The sequence below is a fragment of the Streptomyces sp. NPDC054975 genome (assembly GCF_053609105.1).
In genome coordinates, this window is the sequence record NZ_JBSGWV010000016.1 from 41,810 (window position 1) to 63,200 (window position 21,391).

General features: G+C 70.0%; 19 protein-coding genes and 1 tRNA gene. 19 read left to right on the plus strand and 1 reads right to left on the minus strand.

Annotation, left to right across the window (positions count from 1 at the left end):
- Positions 1 to 146: 146 nt before the first annotated feature.
- Positions 147 to 1,367: a tyrosine-type recombinase/integrase gene (locus ACWF79_RS17055; protein ID WP_453728899.1), complete on the plus strand. Its 1,221-nt coding sequence runs from the start codon at positions 147 to 149 to the stop codon at positions 1,365 to 1,367.
- 430 nt (positions 1,368 to 1,797) lie between these two features.
- Here ACWF79_RS17055 and ACWF79_RS17060 read toward each other — a convergent pair.
- A tRNA-Arg gene (locus ACWF79_RS17060) sits at positions 1,798 to 1,869 on the minus strand.
- 168 nt (positions 1,870 to 2,037) lie between these two features.
- On the opposite strand from ACWF79_RS17060, the gene ACWF79_RS17065 reads away from it, so the two are divergent.
- The 18 genes from ACWF79_RS17065 (at position 2,038) to atpE (ending at position 21,377) form a co-directional block, all read left to right on the plus strand.
- A complete protein-coding gene (locus ACWF79_RS17065) occupies positions 2,038 to 2,568 on the plus strand; it encodes a response regulator (RefSeq protein WP_453728967.1) in 531 nt (176 codons plus the stop codon).
- A gap of 115 nt (positions 2,569 to 2,683) precedes the next feature.
- Complete coding sequence (gene nrtL, locus ACWF79_RS17070; RefSeq protein ID WP_453728900.1) at positions 2,684 to 3,793, plus strand: ArgS-related anticodon-binding protein NrtL; 1,110 nt, start codon at positions 2,684 to 2,686, stop codon at positions 3,791 to 3,793.
- 11 nt (positions 3,794 to 3,804) lie between these two features.
- Positions 3,805 to 5,196 (plus strand): diaminopimelate decarboxylase, encoded by a 1,392-nt coding sequence (gene lysA, locus ACWF79_RS17075; protein WP_453728901.1) that lies wholly within the window; start codon positions 3,805 to 3,807, stop codon positions 5,194 to 5,196.
- A gap of 103 nt (positions 5,197 to 5,299) precedes the next feature.
- A complete protein-coding gene (locus ACWF79_RS17080; protein ID WP_453728902.1) occupies positions 5,300 to 6,592 on the plus strand; it encodes a homoserine dehydrogenase in 1,293 nt (430 codons plus the stop codon).
- A gap of 6 nt (positions 6,593 to 6,598) precedes the next feature.
- A complete protein-coding gene (gene thrC / locus ACWF79_RS17085; RefSeq protein ID WP_361672536.1) occupies positions 6,599 to 7,669 on the plus strand; it encodes a threonine synthase in 1,071 nt (356 codons plus the stop codon).
- Positions 7,670 to 7,939: 270 nt separating this feature from the next.
- A complete protein-coding gene (thrB, locus tag ACWF79_RS17090; RefSeq protein ID WP_361959650.1) occupies positions 7,940 to 8,857 on the plus strand; it encodes a homoserine kinase in 918 nt (305 codons plus the stop codon).
- Positions 8,858 to 9,240: 383 nt separating this feature from the next.
- Positions 9,241 to 11,283, plus strand: a complete 2,043-nt coding sequence (gene rho, locus ACWF79_RS17095; RefSeq protein WP_453728903.1) for a transcription termination factor Rho — start codon at positions 9,241 to 9,243, stop codon at positions 11,281 to 11,283.
- 204 nt (positions 11,284 to 11,487) lie between these two features.
- A complete protein-coding gene (locus ACWF79_RS17100) occupies positions 11,488 to 12,579 on the plus strand; it encodes an LCP family protein (RefSeq protein WP_453728904.1) in 1,092 nt (363 codons plus the stop codon).
- A 131-nt stretch (positions 12,580 to 12,710) separates the two neighbouring features.
- On the plus strand, positions 12,711 to 12,929 hold the full coding sequence (gene rpmE, locus ACWF79_RS17105; protein ID WP_383553251.1) for a 50S ribosomal protein L31: 219 nt from the start codon (positions 12,711 to 12,713) through the stop codon (positions 12,927 to 12,929).
- A 99-nt stretch (positions 12,930 to 13,028) separates the two neighbouring features.
- Positions 13,029 to 14,105: a peptide chain release factor 1 gene (gene prfA, locus ACWF79_RS17110; protein ID WP_453728905.1), complete on the plus strand. Its 1,077-nt coding sequence runs from the start codon at positions 13,029 to 13,031 to the stop codon at positions 14,103 to 14,105.
- 45 nt (positions 14,106 to 14,150) lie between these two features.
- The gene (prmC, locus tag ACWF79_RS17115) at positions 14,151 to 14,996 is read left to right on the plus strand and encodes a peptide chain release factor N(5)-glutamine methyltransferase (RefSeq protein WP_453728906.1); all 846 of its coding nucleotides are present in this window, start codon (positions 14,151 to 14,153) and stop codon (positions 14,994 to 14,996) included.
- 44 nt (positions 14,997 to 15,040) lie between these two features.
- Positions 15,041 to 15,688: an L-threonylcarbamoyladenylate synthase gene (locus tag ACWF79_RS17120; protein WP_453728907.1), complete on the plus strand. Its 648-nt coding sequence runs from the start codon at positions 15,041 to 15,043 to the stop codon at positions 15,686 to 15,688.
- On the plus strand, positions 15,685 to 16,329 hold the full coding sequence (locus tag ACWF79_RS17125; RefSeq protein WP_383165249.1) for an arsenate reductase/protein-tyrosine-phosphatase family protein: 645 nt from the start codon (positions 15,685 to 15,687) through the stop codon (positions 16,327 to 16,329). The genes ACWF79_RS17120 and ACWF79_RS17125 overlap by 4 nt, the downstream gene beginning before the upstream one ends.
- A gap of 292 nt (positions 16,330 to 16,621) precedes the next feature.
- Positions 16,622 to 17,869, plus strand: a complete 1,248-nt coding sequence (locus ACWF79_RS17130; protein WP_453728908.1) for a serine hydroxymethyltransferase — start codon at positions 16,622 to 16,624, stop codon at positions 17,867 to 17,869.
- Positions 17,870 to 17,975: 106 nt separating this feature from the next.
- Positions 17,976 to 19,301, plus strand: a complete 1,326-nt coding sequence (locus ACWF79_RS17135; protein ID WP_453728909.1) for an MraY family glycosyltransferase — start codon at positions 17,976 to 17,978, stop codon at positions 19,299 to 19,301.
- Between the two features lie 263 nt (positions 19,302 to 19,564).
- Positions 19,565 to 19,981, plus strand: coding sequence for a hypothetical protein (locus ACWF79_RS17140; protein WP_453728910.1), 417 nt, complete (start codon positions 19,565 to 19,567; stop codon positions 19,979 to 19,981).
- A gap of 225 nt (positions 19,982 to 20,206) precedes the next feature.
- Complete coding sequence (atpB, locus tag ACWF79_RS17145; RefSeq protein ID WP_453728911.1) at positions 20,207 to 21,016, plus strand: F0F1 ATP synthase subunit A; 810 nt, start codon at positions 20,207 to 20,209, stop codon at positions 21,014 to 21,016.
- Positions 21,017 to 21,110: 94 nt separating this feature from the next.
- The gene (gene atpE / locus ACWF79_RS17150) at positions 21,111 to 21,377 is read left to right on the plus strand and encodes an ATP synthase F0 subunit C (protein WP_453728912.1); all 267 of its coding nucleotides are present in this window, start codon (positions 21,111 to 21,113) and stop codon (positions 21,375 to 21,377) included.
- Positions 21,378 to 21,391 lie beyond the last annotated feature (14 nt).

The following is a 21,391-nucleotide window of genomic DNA, read 5'->3' on the forward strand; positions in this document are numbered from 1 at the left end:
AGGCGGTGGTCGTCATGCGCAGTTCGGCAGGCCAGGTACGAAATGCACCCGGACGGCGCGGGCCGAGGGTGATGAAGCCCCGGCGGCGGCCGGCGGCCGGCGATGGAGTGGATGTCAGGGCTCTGGCGGACGAGCTCGGGGCTTCGTTGGTCCGAGCCGTCAGGGAAGTCGCCGCTGACGACTTCGGCCGGGCGCGGAGCGGGCGCGGTGCGACCACCATCAGCTGGTACGCCTTCGCGCTCGAATACCTGGAGGTGCGCTGGGGGCAGGTTTCGGCGAAGACCCGGAGCGAGACCAACGACGCCCTCTGCTCCCTCACCATGGCGATGCTCCGAAGGACGCGAGGACGGCCGGATGACGAGCTGCTGCGGCGGGCGCTGCGGAACTGGGCGTTCGTGATCCCCCGGCCCGATGCGCGCACCGCGCCCACGGAGGTGCGGCTCGCTCTGGACTGGGTCGCCCGGGCTTCGCGCCCCCTGGACGACCTTCTGGACCCGGTCGTGATGCGCGGCGTGCTGCAGGCTATCCGGCTGAAGCGGAACGGCATGGTCGCGGCTGCCGAAACACAGCGACGCAAGCGCACGACGCTCGTGAACTCGGTGCGGTACGCGATCGAACTGGGACGGCTCCGCGCCGATCCCCTGGCCCACGTCAGTTGGCGCATCACCGAGACCGTCCAGCAGGTCGATCCCCGTGTCGTCGTCAACCCTGCGCAGGCGCGGAGCCTGCTCTGCGCGGTCTCCTACGTAGGCGGCTACGAGCGGGCGCGAGGGCGAAGGCTGGTCGGCCTCTTCGCCGGGATGTACTACGCGGGACTGCGGCCGGCCGAAGCCGTGGCCGTCGCGCTGCCCGACTGCGACCTGCCCGCGACAGGGTGGGGCACCGCGGTTCTGCACGCCACCCGCCCCTCCGTCGGCAAGAAGTGGACCGACAGCGGACGGAACCACGACCTCCGCGGCCTGAAGAGCCGCCCACCGAGCGATACGCGTGTCGTGCCGCTTCCGCCCGAACTCGTCCGCCTGTGGAGGGAGAGCGTCGACACCTTCGGTACCGCGGACGGCGGTCGGCTGTTCTTCAACGAGAAGGGCGGCATCGTGGGCTCCAGCACGTACGATCGCGCCTGGCACGAGGCCCGCGAACTCGCCCTCCCGCCGGACCTGGTGGCGTCTCCCCTCGCCGTCCGCCCCTACGACCTGCGGCACTCGGCCCTGTCCACCTGGCTGAACGCCGGCGTCGACCCCACCGAGGTCGCCGAACGGGCGGGCAACAGCGTCGAGGTCCTCATGACCCGGTACGCGAAATGCCTCTACGGCCGTCAGGCCCTCGCCAACAGGCGCATCGACGCGCTTCTGGACGAATACGGATGAGAGACCGTCCACCTCCTCGCGGTCACTCCGGTGGCCCACGGGATTTCATGCCCCGCGCGTCCCTGGGTGCGCCGATGTCGGAGGGAGCCCGCGCCGTATCGAGGTAAAGAACCAGGCCGGAGAAGAGGACGCGAAGTGCAATGGCCCCGCCCTCCGTATGCGGTTGACCCGCGCTGGCGGGAAAAGCGCAGGTCACGGGGTGGGGGTGGGGTTCTCCGCCCTCTCCGGAGGCTTTTCGTCCCGCGCATGTCCCACGACGTCGTTTTCGCGGGATCGGACATACGGGACACTGTGCGTCCGGCGCGGTAAAGGTCCAGGTCAGGGTGACGCCGCCGGGAGCAGAAGCGGCCAGGTAGGCCGTTGCTGTTTGAGCCCCCACGCGAAGAGGGCCTGACCAGCGTTTCCGCTGGTCAGGCCCTCTTTCCGGAAGTGCCCCCGGCAGGATTCGAACCTGCGCACACGGCTCCGGAGGCCGTTGCTCTATCCCCTGAGCTACGGGGGCGTCCGCCGCGTTCGGCGGCGACGGGTAGAACCCTACCAGCATCCGGGCCGTGCCCGTGAACAGGTATTTCCGTCGAGTCACCGGCCCCCCGTTCCCCCTCACGGGTCGGAAGTGGGCAAAACCCGGACGCAGCCACTTCCGGCGACCTACTCTCGTCGTGTGTCAGGCATGTCCGGTCGGGTGCTCGTTGTCGATGACAACCGGGTGATCCGGCAGCTGATCAGGGTCAATCTCGAGCTTGAGGGCTTCGAGGTCGTGACCGCGGCCGATGGTGCCGAATGTCTGGATGTCGTGCATCGGGTGCAGCCCGATGTCGTCACCCTCGACGTCGTCATGCCCCGGTTGGACGGGTTGCGCACCGCCGAGAGACTGCGGTCCGATCCGCGTACCCGTCATCTGCCGGTCGCCATCGTCAGTGCCTGCACACAGCACGAGATGGACGGCGGTGTCGCCGCCGGCGTCGACGCCTTCCTCGCCAAGCCCTTCGAACCCACCGAGCTCGTACGCGTCGTACGCAAGCTCATGCACCGCGACGGGCGGGAGCCCGGGGAGCGGCGTGGCGGACAGGAGGGGCCGTCGGGGGTCGATGCAAGACACGACGGCAGTAACGATGGACGACGGGACGCACCCCGCGACGGACGACGCGACGGACAGAGCGACGGACGGCACGGGGTCGGGCGCGCCGGCAGCTGTCCATAGGGGTCGCTGTCGCTGTCGCCGTCGCGCCGCTCGACGGTTCCTGTCTCGCCGCTGCGGTGCCCGCATCGCGAAACCGGTTCGCGTTCCGACCCCCCTTCTCCCCTACGCTTGTCCCGTGACCCCCGCGGACCTCTCCCTCACCGTGCTGCACGCCGTGCGCAGCGCGGTCGACGACGGTGCGCTCCAGGTCAGCGTTCCCGCGAGCATCAAGGTCGAGCGGCCCCGGCCCGGTGGGCGCGGCGACTACGCCAGTAACGTCGCCCTCACCCTCGCCCGCGCCGCCCACCGCCCGCCCCTCGACGTCGCCGCCATCCTCCGCGACCGGCTCCACCGGAGCCCCGGGATCGCCGCCGTCGAGGTCACCGGGCCCGGCTTCCTCAACTTCACCCTCCACGACGGTGCCCAGCAGGAACTCGTACGGGAAATTCTGCGGCTGGGGCACCGGTACGGGACCCGGCCCCTCAGCGGCGAGAGCGTCGACCTCCTCCACCGCGCCGACCTCCGCGCCGCCGTCACCGCCGACGCCCTGCGGCGGATCCTCGTCTCCCAGGGCCTCGCCGTGCGGGTCCACTGCGACGGAGCCGCCGACGACGCATGGTCCCTGCTCGGCGTGGCCGCCGCCCCCGCCGTCACGGATTCCCCCCGCCCGGCCGTCCCCGGGTCCCTTCGCCAGACCGTAACCGGCCCCCGCCGCCACAGGGCCCTCCCCGTACCCCCCCTCGCCCCCCTCCCCGTACCCCACACCCCCCACCACCTCCTCCGGCACCTCGGGATCGACGCCGCACGTTGGGGCCTGCTTGCGGTGGCCGCTCATGACCGGGCCACGCTCCCTCGCCGGCTCCTCCGGCAGCACGAGGACAACCCGCTCTTCCGTGTCCGGTACGCCCACTCCCGTGCCCGTGCCCTCGCGCGGAACGCCGAGGAGCTGGGGTTTCGGAGTGAGGTCGGGCCGGTCGTCGACGGGGTCGACGTCCTGCTTCGCGCCCTCGGCGATCACCCCGCCGTGCTCGCGGCCGCCGCCCGCCACCGCGCCCCCGACCGGGTCGCCCGGCATCTCGAAGTCGTCGCCGACGCGCTGCTCGACTTCCAGCACACCGTCCTGCCCCTCGGCGACGAGAAACCCTCGGCCGCCCACCGCTCCCGGCTCGCGCTCGCCGAAGCCGCCGGGGTGGTGCTCGCCGGTGGCCTCTCCCTGCTCGGCATCTCCGCGCCCGACCAGATTTGAAAGATGCAGACATGAGCCGTTCCGCCCATCCCGCCGGGCCCCGCCACGCCGACGTCCTCCCCGAGGGGCACTACACCGCCCCGCCCGCCGACCTCAATCTGCTCGACCCCAAGGTGTGGGCTCGGACGGTCGGCCGTAACGAGCAGGGTCAGGCGACCGTCGGAGGGCTCAGCGTGACCGAGCTCGCCGAGGAGTTCGGGACCCCCGCCTACTTCCTCGACGAGGCCGACTTCCGCGCCCGCTGCCGCGCCTGGGCCGACGCCTTCGGCCAGGACGCGGACGTGTTCTACGCCGGCAAGGCCTTCCTCTCCCGCGCCGTCGTCCGCTGGCTCACCGAGGAGGGGCTCAACCTCGACGTCTGCTCCGGCGGCGAGCTGAGCACCGCCCTCTCCGCCGGCATGCCCGCCGAGCGCATCGCCTTCCATGGGAACAACAAGAGCGAAGAGGAAATCCACCGGGCCGTCAGCGTCGGCGTCGGGCGGATCGTCCTCGACTCCTTCCAGGAGATCGTCCGCGTCGCCCACATCGCCCAGTCCCTCGGCAAGCGCCAGCGCGTCCAGATCCGCGTGACCGTCGGTGTCGAGGCGCACACCCACGAGTTCATCGCCACCGCCCACGAGGACCAGAAGTTCGGTATCGCCCTGGCCGGGGGACAGGCGGCGGAAGCCGTCCGGCGCGCCCTCTCCCTCGACGGGCTCGAGCTCATCGGGATCCACTCCCACATCGGGTCCCAGATCTTCGACATGGCCGGCTTCGAGGTCTCCGCGCGGCGTGTCGTGCAGTTGCTCGCCGAGGTGCGCGACGAGCACGGCGTCGAGCTCCCCGAGATCGACCTCGGCGGCGGCCTCGGCATCGCCTACACCTCCGAGGACGACCCCCGCGAGCCCCACCACATCGCCAAGGCCCTCAAGGAGATCGTCGCCCGTGAGTGCGAGGCCGCCCGCCTCGCCACCCCGCGCATCTCCGTCGAGCCCGGTCGCGCCATCGTCGGACCCACCGCGTTCACGCTGTACGAGGTCGGCACCGTCAAGCCCCTCGAAGGGCTCCGTACGTACGTCTCCGTCGACGGCGGCATGTCGGACAACATCCGCACCGCGCTGTACGACGCCGAGTACAGCGTCGCCCTCGTCTCGCGCACCAGCGACGCCGCGCCCATGCTCGCCCGCGTCGTCGGCAAGCACTGCGAGAGCGGCGACATCGTCGTACGGGACGCGTTCCTGCCCGCCGACGTCGCACCCGGCGACCTGATCGCCGTACCGGCCACCGGCGCGTACTGCCGCTCCATGGCCAGCAACTACAACCACGCACTGCGCCCGCCCGTCGTCGCCGTCCGCGACGGCGAGGCGCGCGTGATCGTCCGGCGTGAGACGGAGGAAGATCTCCTGCGTCTCGACGTCGGGTGATGAAATAGATATCTCAGGATCCGGACGAGGGACAGAAACCCTCGTCCGGTGAGTGAGACTGGACAACCGTAGAGATACGAAGAAGTACGAGAGACGAGGTCGGATGATGCGTACGCGTCCGCTGAAGGTGGCGCTGCTGGGCTGTGGAGTGGTCGGCTCAGAGGTGGCGCGCATCATGACGACGCACGCCGACGACCTCGCCGCGCGCATCGGTGCCCCGGTCGAGCTCGCCGGCGTGGCGGTCCGCCGTCCGGACAAGGTGCGTGGGGGAGTCCCCGCGGAGCTCATCACCACCGACGCGACCGCGCTGGTGAAACGCGGCGACATCGACGTCGTCGTCGAGGTCATCGGCGGGATCGAGCCCGCCCGCACGCTCATCACCACCGCCTTCGAGCACGGCGCCTCCGTCGTCTCGGCCAACAAGGCGCTCCTCGCCCAGGACGGCGCGAGCCTCTACGCCTCCGCCGAGGAGCACGGCGAGGACCTGTACTACGAGGCCGCCGTCGCCGGTGCCATCCCGCTCATCCGGCCGCTGCGCGAGTCCCTCGCCGGCGACAAGATCAACCGCGTGATGGGCATCGTCAACGGGACGACGAACTTCATCCTCGACAAGATGGACACCTCCGGGGCCGGGTACAGCGAGGCGCTCGACGAGGCCACCGCCCTCGGGTACGCGGAAGCCGACCCGACCGCCGACGTCGAGGGCTTCGACGCCGCGGCCAAGGCCGCCATCCTCGCCGGGATCGCCTTCCACACCCGCGTCCGTCTCGACGACGTCTACCGCGAGGGCATGACCGAGGTCACCGCGGCCGACTTCGCCTCCGCCAAGCAGATGGGCTGCACCATCAAGCTGCTCGCGATCTGCGAGCGGGCCGCCGACGGCGAGTCCGTCACCGCGCGCGTGCACCCCGCGATGATCCCGCTGAGCCACCCGCTCGCCTCCGTCCGCGAGGCCTACAACGCGGTCTTCGTCGAGGCGGAGGCCGCCGGGCAGCTCATGTTCTACGGCCCCGGCGCCGGCGGCGCTCCGACCGCCTCCGCCGTCCTCGGCGACCTGGTCGCCGTGTGCCGCAACAAGCTCGACGGGGCCACCGGCCCCGGGGAGTCCGCGTACACCCAGCTGCCCGTGAGCCCCATGGGCGACGTGGTGACGCGGTACCACATCAGCCTCGACGTGGCCGACAAGCCGGGCGTTCTCGCCCAGGTGGCGACGGTCTTCGCCGAGCACGGCGTATCGATCGACACGGTCCGCCAGCAGGGCAAGGACGGCGAGGCCTCCCTCGTCGTCGTCACCCACCGCGCGCCCGACGCCGCCCTCTCCGGGACCGTCGAGGCGCTGCGCAAGCTCGACACCGTGCGTGGTGTCGCGAGCATCATGCGTGTTGAAGGGGAGTAAGGACCCATGACCAGCAAGGGCACCCACCAGTGGCGCGGCATCATCGAGGAGTACCGGGACCGCCTTCCGGTCACGGACACGACGCCGGTCGTCACGCTCCGTGAGGGCGGCACGCCGCTCGTTCCCGCTCAGGTCCTCTCCGAGCGCACGGGCTGCGAGGTGCACCTCAAGGTCGAGGGCGCCAACCCCACCGGTTCCTTCAAGGACCGAGGCATGACCATGGCCATCTCCAAGGCCAAGGAGGAGGGCGCGCAGGCCGTCATCTGCGCCTCCACCGGCAACACCTCGGCGTCCGCGGCGGCTTACGCGGTACGCGCCGGGATGGTGTCCGCCGTCCTCGTGCCGCAGGGCAAGATCGCGCTCGGCAAGATGGGTCAGGCCCTCGTGCACGGCGCGAAGATCCTCCAGGTCGACGGCAACTTCGACGACTGCCTCGACCTCGCCCGCGCGCTCTCCGACAACTACCCGGTGGCGCTGGTCAATTCGGTCAACCCGGTGCGTATCGAGGGCCAGAAGACCGCCGCGTTCGAGATCGTGGACATGCTGGGCGACGCCCCCGACATCCACGTCCTGCCCGTGGGCAACGCCGGCAACATCACGGCGTACTGGAAGGGTTACCGCGAGTACGCTGCCGATGGCCTCGCCACCCACACCCCGCGCATGTGGGGCTTCCAGGCCTCCGGCTCCGCGCCGCTCGTGCGCGGCGAGGTCGTCAAGGACCCGTCGACCATCGCCACCGCGATCCGTATCGGCAACCCGGCCTCGTGGGACTACGCGATCGCCGCGCGGGACGAGTCCGGCGGCTTCATCGACGAGGTGACGGACCGTGAGATCCTGCGCGCCTACCGCCTGTTGGCCTCGCAGGAGGGCGTCTTCGTCGAGCCCGCCTCCGCCGCCTCCGTCGCCGGTCTGCTGAAGGCCGCCGAGCAGGGCAAGGTCGACCCCGGCCAGCGGATCGTCTGCACCGTCACGGGCAACGGCCTGAAGGACCCCGACTGGGCCGTCGCCGGCGCGCCGCAGCCGGTCACCGTCCCGGTCGACGCCGCCGCCGCGGCCGAGCGTCTCGGCCTGGCCTGATCCGACCCCCTCGCCCGGGGGTTCCCATCGGGGTGAAACCCGATCAGGAACGTACATAGGCGCACAGGAAGGCTTGCGACACGCATCGTGCGCCTCCTGTGCGCCCTATGTCGCCACAGAACCTTCCTTCGATAGGCTGTACCCAACCCGCCCCGTTGCATATGCGCGGTGTCGTTGCCGTTGTCGCCCCCGAGGCAGACGCGGCCCCCGGGTTTTCGTGTACTTCTCTTGAAATCCCCGTAGTCGCAAGTCAAGGAGAGTCATCGAGCGATGGCCGGTCCCGCGTTCCGCGCCGCCGCCGTACGGGTGCGCGTTCCCGCCACCAGCGCCAACCTCGGCCCGGGCTTCGACGCCTTCGGTCTGTCGCTGGGTCTCTACGACGACGTCGTCGTCCGGGTCGCCGACTCCGGGCTGCACATCGACATCGCCGGAGAGGGCGCCGACACGCTCCCGCGCGACGAGAGCCACCTGCTCGTACGCTCCCTGCGTACCGCCTTCGACCTGCTCGGCGGGCAGCCGCGCGGCCTTGAGGTCGTCTGCGCCAACCGCATCCCGCACGGCCGCGGCCTCGGCTCCTCCTCCGCCGCCATCTGCGCCGGCATCGTCGCCGCCCGCGCCGTGACCATAGGCGGCGACACCCGCCTCGACGAGGCGGCCCTCCTCGAACTCGCCACCGAGATCGAGGGACACCCCGACAACGTCGCCGCCTGTCTGCTCGGCGGCTTCACGCTCGCCTGGACCGAGTCCGGTGCCGCGCGGGCGATCAGGATGGACCCTTCCGATTCCATCGTTCCGGTGGTTTTCGTCCCCGGAAAGCCCGTACTGACCGAGACCGCGCGCGGTCTGCTGCCGCGCACCGTCCCGCACGTCGACGCCGCGGCCAACGCCGGGCGTGCCGCGCTCCTCGTCGAGGCGCTCACCCGCCGCCCCGAGCTGCTGCTCTCGGCCACCGAGGACCGGCTCCACCAGGAGTACCGGGCTCCCGCGATGCCGGAGAGCATCGCGCTTGTGAACCGGCTGCGGGCGGACGGAGTCCCCGCGGTCATCTCCGGCGCGGGCCCCACGGTGCTCGCGCTGGCCGAACACGGGTCGGCCGACAAGGTCGCCCGACTGGCGGGCGAGGGATGGGCCGCGAACCGGCTCGACCTCGATGTGTCCGGAGCGAGTGTTCTGCCGCTCGCGCCGTAGGGACACGTGATTGCCGGTGAGGGAGAGGGGGAATGTTTGTTGGAGCCGGTAGTGTTAACCTCAAGTCAGCACCCGGCGCCTTTGTGGCGCGGTGCTGAGTGTCCCCATCCGGGACCACCGATTCTTCCGGGAGCCTCCCCAACTGCCTGAGCAGCCTGCCTGAGCAGTTTCGAGCACGCTCCGGAACCGGCACGACACCCCTCGCTCTTCCCGTGTGAGGGCCGAGCAGGGGGCCTCGGGCCGGACCCAAGCACGTTTTTTCTCTTCCGCCGTACCCGGCGGGACCACCGCCCCGACACGGTCCACAAGCCAGGACCGTTGTCGGACAGCACAACCGGTCGCCGAGCCAGATGGCCGACGTCCGCTCCAGGGAAGGACCCTTCGTGAGCGACACCACCGATCTGATGGGCGTGACTGCCGACAACACGGTCGACAATTCCGCGCCCGCCGCAGGTGCTGCCACTGGCACCACCGCACGGCGCCGCCGCTCCGGCACCGGCCTCGAGGGCATGGTCCTGGCCGAGCTGCAGCAGGTCGCGTCCGGCCTCGGCATCAGGGGCACCGCGCGGATGCGCAAGAGCCAGCTGATCGAGGTCATCAAGGAGGCGCAGGCCCAGGGAGGCTCCTCCGCCCCCGCCAAGGCCGCCGCCGACACGGCTGAGACCAAGCCGAAGCGCCGCGCCACCTCCAAGGCCCGTACGGCCGACAGCGCCGCCGCCGAGACCGCTGCCCCCAAGGCGGAGAAGGCCGAGCAGGCCGTCGCCCAGCAGCAGATCGACATCCCGGGCCAGCCGGCCTCCGACGACCAGCCGGCCGGCGAGCGCCGCCGTCGTCGGGCCACCGCGCCCGCGGGCAGCCCGGAGGGCGAGGCCAAGGCCGAGTCCGCCCAGGCCGTGAAGACCGAGACCAAGGTCGACACCCGGACGGACTCCCGAACCGAGTCCCGTACGGACGCGTCCGCCGAGGCCAAGGCCGAGACCGCCGCCGACACCGCCGAGGGCCGCGGCCGCCGTGACCGTGGCGAGCGCGGTGACCGCCGTGACCGTGGCGAGCGCGGTGAGCGTCAGCGCGACCGCCGTGACCGCGGCAAGGGCGACGACCAGCAGGGCGGTGGCCAGGGCGGCCAGCGCCAGCAGCGTCAGGGCGGCCAGCAGCAGAACACCGGCCCGCAGGACGACTTCGACGACGAGGGCGGTCGTCGTGGCCGTCGCGGCCGCTACCGCGACCGTCGTGGCCGTCGTGGCCGTGACGACTTCGCGACCGGCGAGCCGCAGGTCTCCGACGACGACGTCCTGATCCCCGTCGCGGGCATCCTGGACATCCTCGACAACTACGCGTTCATCCGGACCTCCGGCTACCTGCCGGGCCCGAACGACGTGTACGTCTCGCTCGCCCAGGTCCGCAAGAACGGCCTGCGCAAGGGTGACCACGTCACCGGCGCCGTGCGTCAGCCGAAGGAGGGCGAGCGCCGCGAGAAGTTCAACGCGCTGGTCCGCCTGGACTCCTCGAACGGCATGGCCGCCGACTCCGGCCGTGGCCGCCCCGAGTTCAACAAGCTGACCCCGCTCTACCCGCAGGACCGGCTCCGTCTGGAGACCGACCCGGGCGTGCTGACCACGCGGATCATCGACCTCGTGTCGCCGATCGGCAAGGGCCAGCGAGGCCTGATCGTGGCCCCGCCGAAGACCGGCAAGACCATGATCATGCAGGCGATCGCCAACGCGATCACCCACAACAACCCCGAGTGCCACCTGATGGTCGTCCTGGTCGACGAGCGTCCGGAAGAGGTCACCGACATGCAGCGGTCGGTCAAGGGCGAGGTCATCTCCTCGACCTTCGACCGTCCGGCCGAGGACCACACCACGGTCGCCGAGCTGGCCATCGAGCGCGCCAAGCGCCTCGTGGAGCTGGGTCACGACGTGGTCGTCCTGCTCGACTCGATCACCCGCCTGGGCCGCGCGTACAACCTCGCCGCCCCGGCCTCCGGCCGCATCCTGTCCGGTGGTGTCGACTCGACCGCGCTCTACCCGCCGAAGCGCTTCTTCGGTGCCGCGCGGAACATCGAGGACGGCGGCTCGCTGACCATCCTGGCCACCGCGCTGGTCGACACCGGCTCGCGCATGGACGAGGTGATCTTCGAGGAGTTCAAGGGCACCGGCAACATGGAGCTCAAGCTCGACCGGAAGCTCGCCGACAAGCGCATCTTCCCGGCCGTCGACGTCGACGCCTCGGGTACGCGTAAGGAGGAGATCCTCCTCGGCAGCGACGAGCTCGCGGTCACCTGGAAGCTGCGTCGCGTGCTGCACGCGCTCGACCAGCAGCAGGCGATCGAGCTGCTGCTCGACAAGATGAAGCAGACGAAGTCGAACGGCGAGTTCCTGCTCCAGATCCAGAAGACGACCCCTGGAGCCGGCAACAACGACTGAGGCGAGACCTCGGTCACACGGCCCGGGTAGAGAGTAGATCTCGTGACCCGGCCGTGACCTGCACGAACCATCGCGCCCACCGTGCCCCGCACGGTGGGCGCGATGCGTTGCCGTCCGTCGCTCTGCGAAACCTCACAGGTTCCTCTGCAACCCTTTCGGATGCTTCGCCGTCACAGAAGGTGAACCATAGACCTGGGGTATGCCATGACCGAGCAGAGCAAGAGCGGCCGAATAAGCGGCAACGGCCGCCGCCGCAAGCAGCCCGCCAAGGGCCGCCGCGCGGTGACCGTCGCCGCCTGGAGCACGGCCGCGATCGTCGTGGTCGGCGGCTCCGGACTTGGTTACGTCTACTTCAAGCTCAACGGCAACCTCAAGAGCGTGGACATCAACGCCCAGCTGGGCACCGACCGGCCGAAGAACCTCGACAACGGCTCGATGGACATCCTGGTCCTCGGCTCCGACTCCCGCTCCGGCGAGAACGGCGCCTACGGCAAGGACGAGGGCGGCGCCCGCTCCGACACCGCGATGGTCGTCCACGTCTACGAGGGCCACAAGAAGGCCAGTGTCGTCTCCATCCCGCGCGACACCCTCGTCGACCGCCCCGCCTGCACCGACGAGCGGGGCACCGCCGTCCCCGCCGACAAGCGGGCGATGTTCAACACCGCGTACGAGGTCGGCGGACCGGCCTGCGCCGTGAAGACCGTCGAGTCGATGTCCGGCATCCGCATGGACCACTACATCGAGGTCGACTTCACCGGCTTCATGAAGCTGATCGACAAGCTCGGCGGCGTGGAGATCACCACCACCGCGCCCATCAAGGACTCCAAGAGCCACCTGGACCTCGCCCCGGGCACGCACACCCTCGACGGCGAGCAGTCCCTCGGCCTGGTCCGCACCCGCAAGAGCGTCGGCGACGGCAGCGACCTCGGCCGCATCCAGCTCCAGCAGGCGTTCATGAAGGCCTTCATGAACCAGGTCAAGGACGTCGGCGTCCTCACGAACCCGAAGAAGCTCCTCGACATCGCGGACACCGCCACCAAGGCCATCACCCCCGACTCCGAGCTCGACTCGGTCAACGAGCTGATGGGCTTCGCCCAGGGCCTCGCGGGGCTCGGCGCCGACGACGTCCACATGGTCACGATGCCGGTCCGGTACGACCCCGCCGACCCGAACCGCGTCATACCGCTGCGGGCCCAGTCCCAGCAGGTCTGGCAGGCGCTCAAGAGCGACGAGCCGATCCCGGCCTCCGCCACCAAGGACACCGCGACGGGCAAGGCCGACGGCGTCGTGAAGTAGCCCGGAATAGTTTCATCACGGACCCGGTTTTGGGAGATACGGCCGGTCCTGGCAGACTGGTACGTCGGCCCCGGTTCACGCAGGTGCATCCCGCACAGCGACCCGGAGCCCTCCCGAAACTAGGAGACACCTTGAAGCGCGAGATCCACCCCGAGTACGTCGAGACCCAGGTCAGCTGCACCTGCGGCGCGTCGTTCACCACCCGTAGCACCCTGGCCGAGGGCACCATCCGTGCCGAGGTCTGCTCCGAGTGCCACCCGTTCTACACGGGCAAGCAGAAGATCCTCGACACCGGCGGCCGCGTGGCCCGCTTCGAGGCCCGCTTCGGCAAGGCTGCGGCCAAGAAGTAGCACGTCACTGCGCCGGTCCTTGGTCGCTCCCGCAGGGAGCTACCGGACCGGCGCTTTGCCGTCCCCGCAGTCCGTTCGTACGAAAACCAGGAGCCCCCGATGTTCGAGGCGGTCGAGGAACTGATCGGCGAGCACGCCGATCTTGAGAAGAAGCTCGCTGACCCTTCGGTCCACTCGGACCAGGCCAACGCGCGCAAGCTGAACAAGCGTTACGCCGAGCTGACCCCGATCGTCGCCACCTACCGTTCCTGGAAGCAGAACGGTGACGACATCGAGACCGCCCGCGAGCTGATGCACGACGACCCCGACTTCGCCGCCGAGGTCAAGGAGCTGGAGAAGGAGCGCGAGGAGCTGACCGACAAGCTGCGGCTGCTGCTCGTCCCGCGCGACCCCAGCGACGACAAGGACGTCATCCTGGAGATCAAGGCCGGCGCGGGCGGCGACGAGTCCGCCCTGTTCGCCGGCGACCTGCTGCGGATGTACCTGCGCTACGCCGAGCGCGTCGGCTGGAAGACCGAGATCATCGACTCCACCGAGTCCGAGCTCGGCGGCTACAAGGACGTCCAGGTCGCCGTGAAGACCAAGGGCGGCAACGGCGCGACCGAGCCCGGCCAGGGCGTCTGGGCGCGGCTGAAGTACGAGGGCGGGGTGCACCGCGTCCAGCGCGTGCCCGCCACCGAGTCGGCCGGCCGGATCCACACCTCCGCGGCCGGTGTCCTCGTGACCCCCGAGGCCGAGGAGATCGACGTCGAGATCCACGCCAACGACCTCCGTATCGACGTGTACCGCTCCTCCGGTCCCGGCGGCCAGTCCGTCAACACGACCGACTCCGCGGTCCGCATCACGCACCTGCCGACCGGCATCGTCGCCTCCTGCCAGAACGAGAAGAGCCAGCTCCAGAACAAGGAGCAGGCCATGCGTATCCTGCGGTCCCGGCTGCTCGCCGCCGCGCAGGAGGAGGCCGAGTCCAAGGCCGCCGACGCCCGTCGCAGCCAGGTCCGTACCGTCGACCGGTCCGAGAAGATCCGGACGTACAACTTCCCGGAAAACCGGATCTCGGACCACCGCGTCGGCTTCAAGGCGTACAACTTGGACCAGGTGCTCGACGGCGATCTGGACGCGATGATCCAGGCCTGCGTCGACGCCGACTCGGCGGCCAAGCTCGCCGCCGCCTGAGTGGCGTAAGTTCCGTAGCCCCACCCCGTACCACGGAGGACCAGCGTGAACCTGCTGCTTGCCGAGGTGGCCCAGGCCACCCAGCGGCTGGCCGACGCCGGCGTTCCCTCACCGCGTTTCGACGCGGAGGAGCTCGCCGCGTTCGTGCACGGCGTCAAGCGGGGGGAGCTGCACAACGTCAAGGACGCGGACTTCGACGCCCGCTACTGGGAGGCGGTGGCCCGCCGCGAGGCCCGCGAGCCGCTCCAGCACATCACCGGCCGGGCGTTCTTCCGCTACCTGGAGCTCCAGGTCGGGCCGGGCGTCTTCGTGCCCCGGCCCGAGACCGAGTCGGTCGTGGGCTGGGCCATAGACGCCGTCCGCGCCATGGACGTCGTGGAGCCGCTGATCGTCGACCTGTGCACGGGCTCGGGCGCCATCGCGCTGGCCATGGCGCAGGAGGTGCCGCGCTCGCGCGTGCACGCCGTCGAACTCTCCGACGACGCGCTGCTGTGGACCCGTAAGAACGCGGAGGGCTCGCGGGTCACCGTCCACCAGGGCGACGCGCTGACCGCGCTCCCGGAGCTCGACGGCCAGGTCGACCTGGTCATCTCCAACCCGCCGTACATCCCGCTCACCGAGTGGGAGTACGTCGCTCCCGAGGCCCGCGACCACGACCCGGAGATGGCGCTGTTCTCCGGCGAGGACGGCCTCGACACCATCCGCGGCATCGAGCGCACCGCGCACCGTCTGCTGCGCCCGGGCGGCCTCGTCGTGATCGAGCACGCGGACACCCAGGGCGGCCAGGTGCCGTGGATCTTCAACGAGGAGGCCGGCTGGGCGGATGCCGCCGACCACCCGGACCTGAACAACCGCCCGCGCTTCGCGACCGCCCGCAAGGCGATGCCGTGATCCGCGCTGCCCTGACCCACCCTGTGTACGAGGAGGCCCGCTAGATGGCTCGGCGATACGACTGCAACGAGGCGACCGACCGTGTGACCGGTCTGCGCGAAGCCGCGTCCGCCGTGCGCCGCGGCGAGCTGGTCGTGCTGCCCACCGACACCGTGTACGGGATCGGTGCGGACGCCTTCAGTGCGGAGGCGGTCGCGGACCTGCTCGACGCCAAGGGCCGGGGCCGCAACATGCCCACGCCCGTCCTCATCGGCTCCCCGAACACGCTGCACGGGCTCGTCACGGACTTCTCCGAGCAGGCCTGGGAGCTCGTCGACGCCTTCTGGCCGGGCGCGCTCACGCTCGTCGCCAAGCACCAGCCGTCGCTGCAGTGGGACCTCGGCGACACCCGGGGCACGGTGGCGATCCGGATGCCGCTGCACCCGGTCGCGATCGAGCTGCTGACCGAGGTCGGTCCGATGGCGGTCTCCTCGGCCAACCTCACGGGGCACCCTGCGCCGGAGGACTGCGACGCCGCCCAGGGCATGCTCGGCGACTCCGTCTCCGTGTACCTCGACGGTGGCCCGACCCCCGGCATCGTGCCGTCGTCCATCGTGGACGTCACGGGCAAGGTGCCGCTGCTGCTGCGTCAGGGCGCGCTCTCCCCGGAGGAGCTCCGGAAGGTCGTACCCGACCTCGAGGTGGCCAATTGACCGCCCCTGAGGGGCGTGGCATAGCGGGGCACGAGAGCACTTCCTTCCGCATCCTCCACGTCAGCACCGGCAACGTCTGCCGCTCGCCGATCACCGAGCGGCTGACCCGCCATGCCCTGAGCGACCGTCTGGGCGACCCCCGGGGCGGCGGCCTGATCGTGGAGAGCGCGGGCACCTGGGGCCACGAAGGCGCCCCGATGGAGGCCAACGCGGAGCTGGTGCTCGCCGACTTCGGCGCGGACTACAGCGGCTTCGTCGGCCGCGAGCTCCTCGACGAGCACGTCATCCGCGCGGACCTGGTCCTGACGGCGACCCGCGACCACCGGGCGCAGGTCATCTCGATGGGCCACTCGGCGGGTCTGCGCACCTTCACCCTGAAGGAGTTCACCCGTCTCGTCCGGGCCATAGACCCGGCGACGCTGCCGGACCCGCTGGGCGACGGCATGGTCGAACGCGCGCGTGCCCTGGTGCGTGCTGCGGCGGCTCTACGCGGGTGGCTCCTGGCCCCGAGCGCCGAGGCGGACGAGGTCAACGACCCGTACGGCGCCCCGATCACGTTCTTCCGCTCGATCGGCGAGGAGATCAACACGGCACTGGACCCGGTGGTGACCGCCCTGACGGGAGTGCCCGCGCGGCGTTGAGGCGTGCCGGTGCCGCCCACGTCCGTCGGCCGGAGGCCGGCGCAGCGGACCGATGCCTGGAGGTCCCCTGGGGCTGAGCAGTGCGAGGGGCGCGTCGGGAAAGGGGACTCGACACGGCACTGGACCCGGTGGTGACCGCCCTGACGGGAGTGCCCGCGCGGCGTTGAGGCCCTCTCGTCGGTTCTCGCGGCGGTAGGGCCAGACGGCTCAGGGGGCAGGTGAACATCGGGCAAACCCGGGCCCGCGCGCCTACATTGGAGCTGAAGGCCAGCCCACGCGCCTGGAGCCACAGATGCCGGTCACCGCTCCACCCGAAGACGAAATCGACGTCCTGCGCAGGCAGGACCCGCAGATCGCCGACGTGCTGCTCGGCGAGGCGCGTCGGCAGAGCGACAGCCTGCAGCTGATCGCCGCCGAGAACTTCACCTCGCCCGCCGTCCTCGCCGTCCTCGGCTCCCCGCTCGCCAACAAGTACGCCGAGGGCTATCCCGGCGCCCGCCACCACGGCGGCTGCGAGTTCGCCGACGCCGCCGAGCGGATCGCCGTGGAGAGGGCCACCGCGCTCTTCGGCGCCGAGCACGCGAACGTCCAGGCCCACTCCGGCTCCTCGGCCGTCCTGGCCGCCTACGCGGCCCTCCTGAGGCCCGGAGACACCGTCCTCGCCATGGGTCTCAACCACGGCGGCCACCTCACCCACGGCTCGCCCGCCAACTTCTCCGGCCGCTGGTTCGACTTCGTGCCGTACGGCGTCGACGCCGAGACCGGTCTCGTCGACTACGAGCAGGTCGCCGCCCTCGCCCGGCACCACCGCCCCAAGGCGATCGTCTGCGGCTCGATCTCCTACCCCCGTCACCTCGACTACGCCGTCTTCCGCGAGATCGCCGACGAGACCGGCGCCTATCTGATCGCCGACGCCGCCCACCCCATGGGCCTCGTCGCCGGGGGAGCGGCCCCGAACCCCGTCCCGTACGCCGATGTGGTCTGCGCCACCACGCACAAGGTGCTCCGCGGACCGCGCGGCGGGATGATCCTGTGCGGCTCCGAGCTGGCGGGCCGCGTCGACCGGGCGGTCTTCCCGTTCACCCAGGGCGGTGCCCAGATGCACACCATCGCCGCGAAGGCCGTCGCGTTCGGCGAGGCGGCGACGCCGGCGTTCACGACGTACGCCCATCAGGTGGTCGCGCACGCCCGGGTCCTTGCCGAGGCGCTCGCCGCGGAGGGCTTCGCCATCACCACGGGCGGCACCGACACCCACCTCATCACGGCGGATCCGGCTCCTCTCGGTGTCGACGGCCGCACCGCGCGGGCCCGGCTCGCGGCCGCCGGGATGGTCCTGGACACGTGCGCCCTGCCGTACGGGGACGGGCGCGGCATCCGTCTCGGCACCGCCGCCGTCACCACCCAGGGCATGGGCGCCGCGGAGATGGCGAGGATCGCCGCGTTGTTCACGATCGCGCTACGGGATGACGCGGAGGAGACGGCTCGGGTACGCGCGGAAGTACGCGATCTTGCGGGGCGTTTTCCCCCGTACGGCCGGTGACGAAGCCGGACCGCAACCATCCGGGCGGCCCGTATGTCCTCAAGCACATGGACAGCACGGCTAGGGTGTGGGGCTGAGATGGCCAGCGATTCCTGTGGGGCAGCCCGTGCGTGATTACCTGCTGACGCTCTGTGTCACGGCCGCGGTGACCTATCTGCTCACCGGTCCGGTGCGGAAGTTCGCGATCGCGACCGGGGCGATGCCGGAGATCCGCGCCCGCGACGTACACCGAGAACCGACTCCGCGGCTCGGTGGCATCGCCATGTTCTTCGGCCTGTGCACGGGCCTGCTGGTGGCGGACCACCTGCAGAACCTCAACAGCGTCTTCGAGCTCTCCAACGAGCCCCGCGCGCTGCTCTCCGGGGCCGCCCTGATCTGGCTGATCGGTGTCCTGGACGACAAGTTCGAGCTGGACGCGCTGATCAAGCTGGGCGCGCAGATGATCTCCGCCGGTGTGATGGTGATCCAGGGTCTGACGATCCTGTGGCTGCCGATCCCCGGTTTCGGCGTCGTCGCGCTCACCAAGGGCCAGGGCACGCTGCTGACGGTGGCGCTCGTGGTCCTCACCATCAACGCGGTGAACTTCGTCGACGGCCTGGACGGCCTCGCCGCCGGCATGGTCTGCATCGCGGCCGCGGCCTTCTTCCTGTACGCGTACCGGCTCTGGTACGGCTACGGCATCGAGGCGGCGGCGCCCGCGACGCTGTTCGCCGCCATCCTCATGGGCATGTGCCTGGGGTTCCTGCCGCACAACATGCATCCGGCCAGAATCTTCATGGGCGACTCCGGCTCGATGCTGATCGGCCTGATCCTGGCCGCCTCGGCGATCTCGATCACGGGCCAGGTCGACGCGGACGTGCTGCGGATCTTCGAGGGCTCGACCCGTGAGGCCACCCACGCCGCCCTGCCGGTCTTCATCCCGCTGCTGCTGCCGCTGACGATCATCGCGATCCCGATGGCGGACCTGATCCTGGCCATCGTGCGCCGCACCTGGAACGGCCAGTCGCCGTTCGCGGCGGACCGGGGGCATCTGCACCACCGGCTCCTGGAGATCGGGCACTCGCACAGCCGGGCCGTGCTGATCATGTACTTCTGGTCGGCGCTCATCGCGTTCGGGACGCTGGCGTACTCGGTGCACTCGACGTCGATGTGGATCGTGCTCGGGGTGGTCTTCCTGAGCGCGATCGGTCTGGTGCTGCTCCTGCTGCCCCGCTTCACGCCGAGGGCGCCCCGGTGGGCGGAGTCCTTCGTCCCGCCGCGTTACCGGCGTCGCAAGGTCGTCGTCCCGGACACCGCGGCCGCGGTCGCGGCCACGGTGCCGGAGGAGCGCGCGGAGGAGCGCGTTCCGGTGCCGGCCGGAGTCAACGGCGCCACCGCGATCGGCCACCGTTCACGCTTCACGGACCGGCGGAAGGCCGGAACGCCAAGTTGACGAATGCCACATCGGCTCGCAATAGCAGACAAGAACCCCAGTTGTCCTGCACACACGCGCGCGGTAACTCTCATGTGTGACAGTCAGCACACCAAGAGGGTAAAGACCTATTCAAATAGTTTGTGATACGGTTCACGAGACCCGGCGACAGAGCCGAAAGACCGTAGTGCGACGGTTTGTTGGCCCCGAGACACACCTCGGACCGGGCTTACGCTCGTCCCTGACGACACCATCGCCCCCCAGCAACAAGCGGAGACACCGCCATGCCGTCCAACGACGCACGCATCCTTCTGTCCGCCGCCATTCCCGCTGCGGCCACCGGCGCCATCGCCGCGGCCGTCAGTGGCGTGGTCGCCGGCGGGAAGGGCGCGATCGGCGCCGTCATCGGCTGCGTGGTCGTGATCGCCTTCATGGGGATCGGGCTCGTGGTGCTCCAGCGGACGGCCAAGTCCTACCCGCACCTGTTCCAGGCGATGGGTCTCCTGCTCTACACGACGCAGATCCTGTTCCTCTTCGTCTTGATGCTCTTGCTGAAGGACACGACGTTCTTCGACTTCAAGGCCTTCGCCTTCACCGCGCTCGCGACGACCCTCGTCTGGATCGCCGCGCAGGCGCGCGCCTATATGAAGGCCAAGATCATGTACATCGACGACACCAAGAACACGGGGTCGTCGCAGTGAGGGGTAGGGCCGGGATAAAGGCGCGTTCGGCTTCCTGCTATCGTCCGGTGCCAACTGCGGCACTGCGGGCGCGGGCATCCGAGCTGACGCCTGTCCCAGCGCGAGGCTCGACGCCGAACCGCCGCCCCCTTATCCGTAAGACCAGTCCAGTGCCGACCCGCGGCTGCGTGCCGCGCCGACACAACGAGGTTGCCGTACCTATGCGCCACGCTGAAGGAGCCCGCGGTGAGTGCTGACCAGACGCTTGCCTTCGACCCGGATTGCCACATCTTCAGTGGATGCGGCTTCCCGGCGCCGGGCCTGCACACGTTCATGTACGAGCCCATCGCCACGGTGGCCGGCATCGAGCTCACCAAGCCGATGCTGCTCGCCGTCCTCGGCTCCATCGTGGTCGTCGGGTTCTTCTGGGCCGCCTTCAACAAGCCCAAGCTGATCCCCGGCAAGATGCAGATGGTCGGCGAGGCCGGTTACGACTTCGTCCGCCGCGGCATCGTCTACGAGATCATCGGCAAGAAGGACGGCGAGAAGTACGTCCCCTTCATGGTGTCGCTGTTCTTCTTCGTCTGGATCATGAACCTCTGGTCGATCATTCCGCTCGCCCAGTTCCCGGTCACCTCGCTGATCGCCTTCCCGGCCGGTCTCGCGCTGATCGTGTACGTCATGTGGATCTCGCTGACGTTCAAGAAGCACGGCTTCGTCGGCGGCTGGAAGAACATCACCGGCTACGACAAGTCCCTCGGCGCGATCCTCCCGATGGTCGTCGTCCTCGAGTTCTTCTCGAACCTGATCATCCGGCCCTTCACGCACGCGGTCCGACTGTTCGCGAACATGTTCGCCGGTCACCTGCTGATCGTGATGTTCTCGCTGGCCACCTGGTACCTCATGAACGGCCTCGGGTTCGTCTACGCCGGCGCCTCGTTCGTGATGGTCCTCGTGATGACGGCCTTCGAGCTCTTCATCCAGGCCGTCCAGGCGTACGTCTTCGTGCTCCTGGCCTGCAGCTACATCCAGGGCGCGCTCTCCGAGCACCACTGAGTGGATCCCGTAAGGGATTCAGCTGCACCCCCAATCCAACAGTCGTCCGGTGGCCAACCCCCACCGGGTCATTGAAAGAGAAGGAAGTAACGGCATGTCCGCTGCTCTCGAACTGGTCAACCTCGCCGCCCCCGGTGACACCGCCAAGAGCACCCTCGTCGGCAACGTCGCGTCGATCGGCTACGGCCTGGCCGCGATCGGCCCCGGCGTCGGCGTCGGCATCATCTTCGGTAACGGCACGCAGGCCCTCGCCCGCCAGCCCGAGGCCGCCGGTCTGATCCGCACCAACCAGATCATGGGCTTCGCCTTCTGTGAGGCGCTCGCCCTCATCGGCATCGTCATGGGCTTCGTCTACCAGTAAATCGGACCGACAGC

What these genes read in the sequence shown, in the direction of transcription:
- ACWF79_RS17065 (WP_453728967.1), top strand. Translation starts at nt 2,038, where the DNA reads ATGTCCGGTCGGGTGCTCGTTGTCGATGACAACCGGGTGATCCGGCAG.
- lysA (WP_453728901.1), top strand. Translation starts at nt 3,805, where the DNA reads ATGAGCCGTTCCGCCCATCCCGCCGGGCCCCGCCACGCCGACGTCCTC.
- ACWF79_RS17080 (WP_453728902.1), top strand. Translation starts at nt 5,300, where the DNA reads ATGATGCGTACGCGTCCGCTGAAGGTGGCGCTGCTGGGCTGTGGAGTG.
- thrC (WP_361672536.1), top strand. Translation starts at nt 6,599, where the DNA reads ATGACCAGCAAGGGCACCCACCAGTGGCGCGGCATCATCGAGGAGTAC.
- thrB (WP_361959650.1), top strand. Translation starts at nt 7,940, where the DNA reads ATGGCCGGTCCCGCGTTCCGCGCCGCCGCCGTACGGGTGCGCGTTCCC.
- ACWF79_RS17100 (WP_453728904.1), top strand. Translation starts at nt 11,488, where the DNA reads ATGACCGAGCAGAGCAAGAGCGGCCGAATAAGCGGCAACGGCCGCCGC.
- prfA (WP_453728905.1), top strand. Translation starts at nt 13,029, where the DNA reads ATGTTCGAGGCGGTCGAGGAACTGATCGGCGAGCACGCCGATCTTGAG.
- ACWF79_RS17120 (WP_453728907.1), top strand. Translation starts at nt 15,041, where the DNA reads ATGGCTCGGCGATACGACTGCAACGAGGCGACCGACCGTGTGACCGGT.
- ACWF79_RS17130 (WP_453728908.1), top strand. Translation starts at nt 16,622, where the DNA reads ATGCCGGTCACCGCTCCACCCGAAGACGAAATCGACGTCCTGCGCAGG.
- ACWF79_RS17140 (WP_453728910.1), top strand. Translation starts at nt 19,565, where the DNA reads ATGCCGTCCAACGACGCACGCATCCTTCTGTCCGCCGCCATTCCCGCT.
- atpE (WP_453728912.1), top strand. Translation starts at nt 21,111, where the DNA reads ATGTCCGCTGCTCTCGAACTGGTCAACCTCGCCGCCCCCGGTGACACC.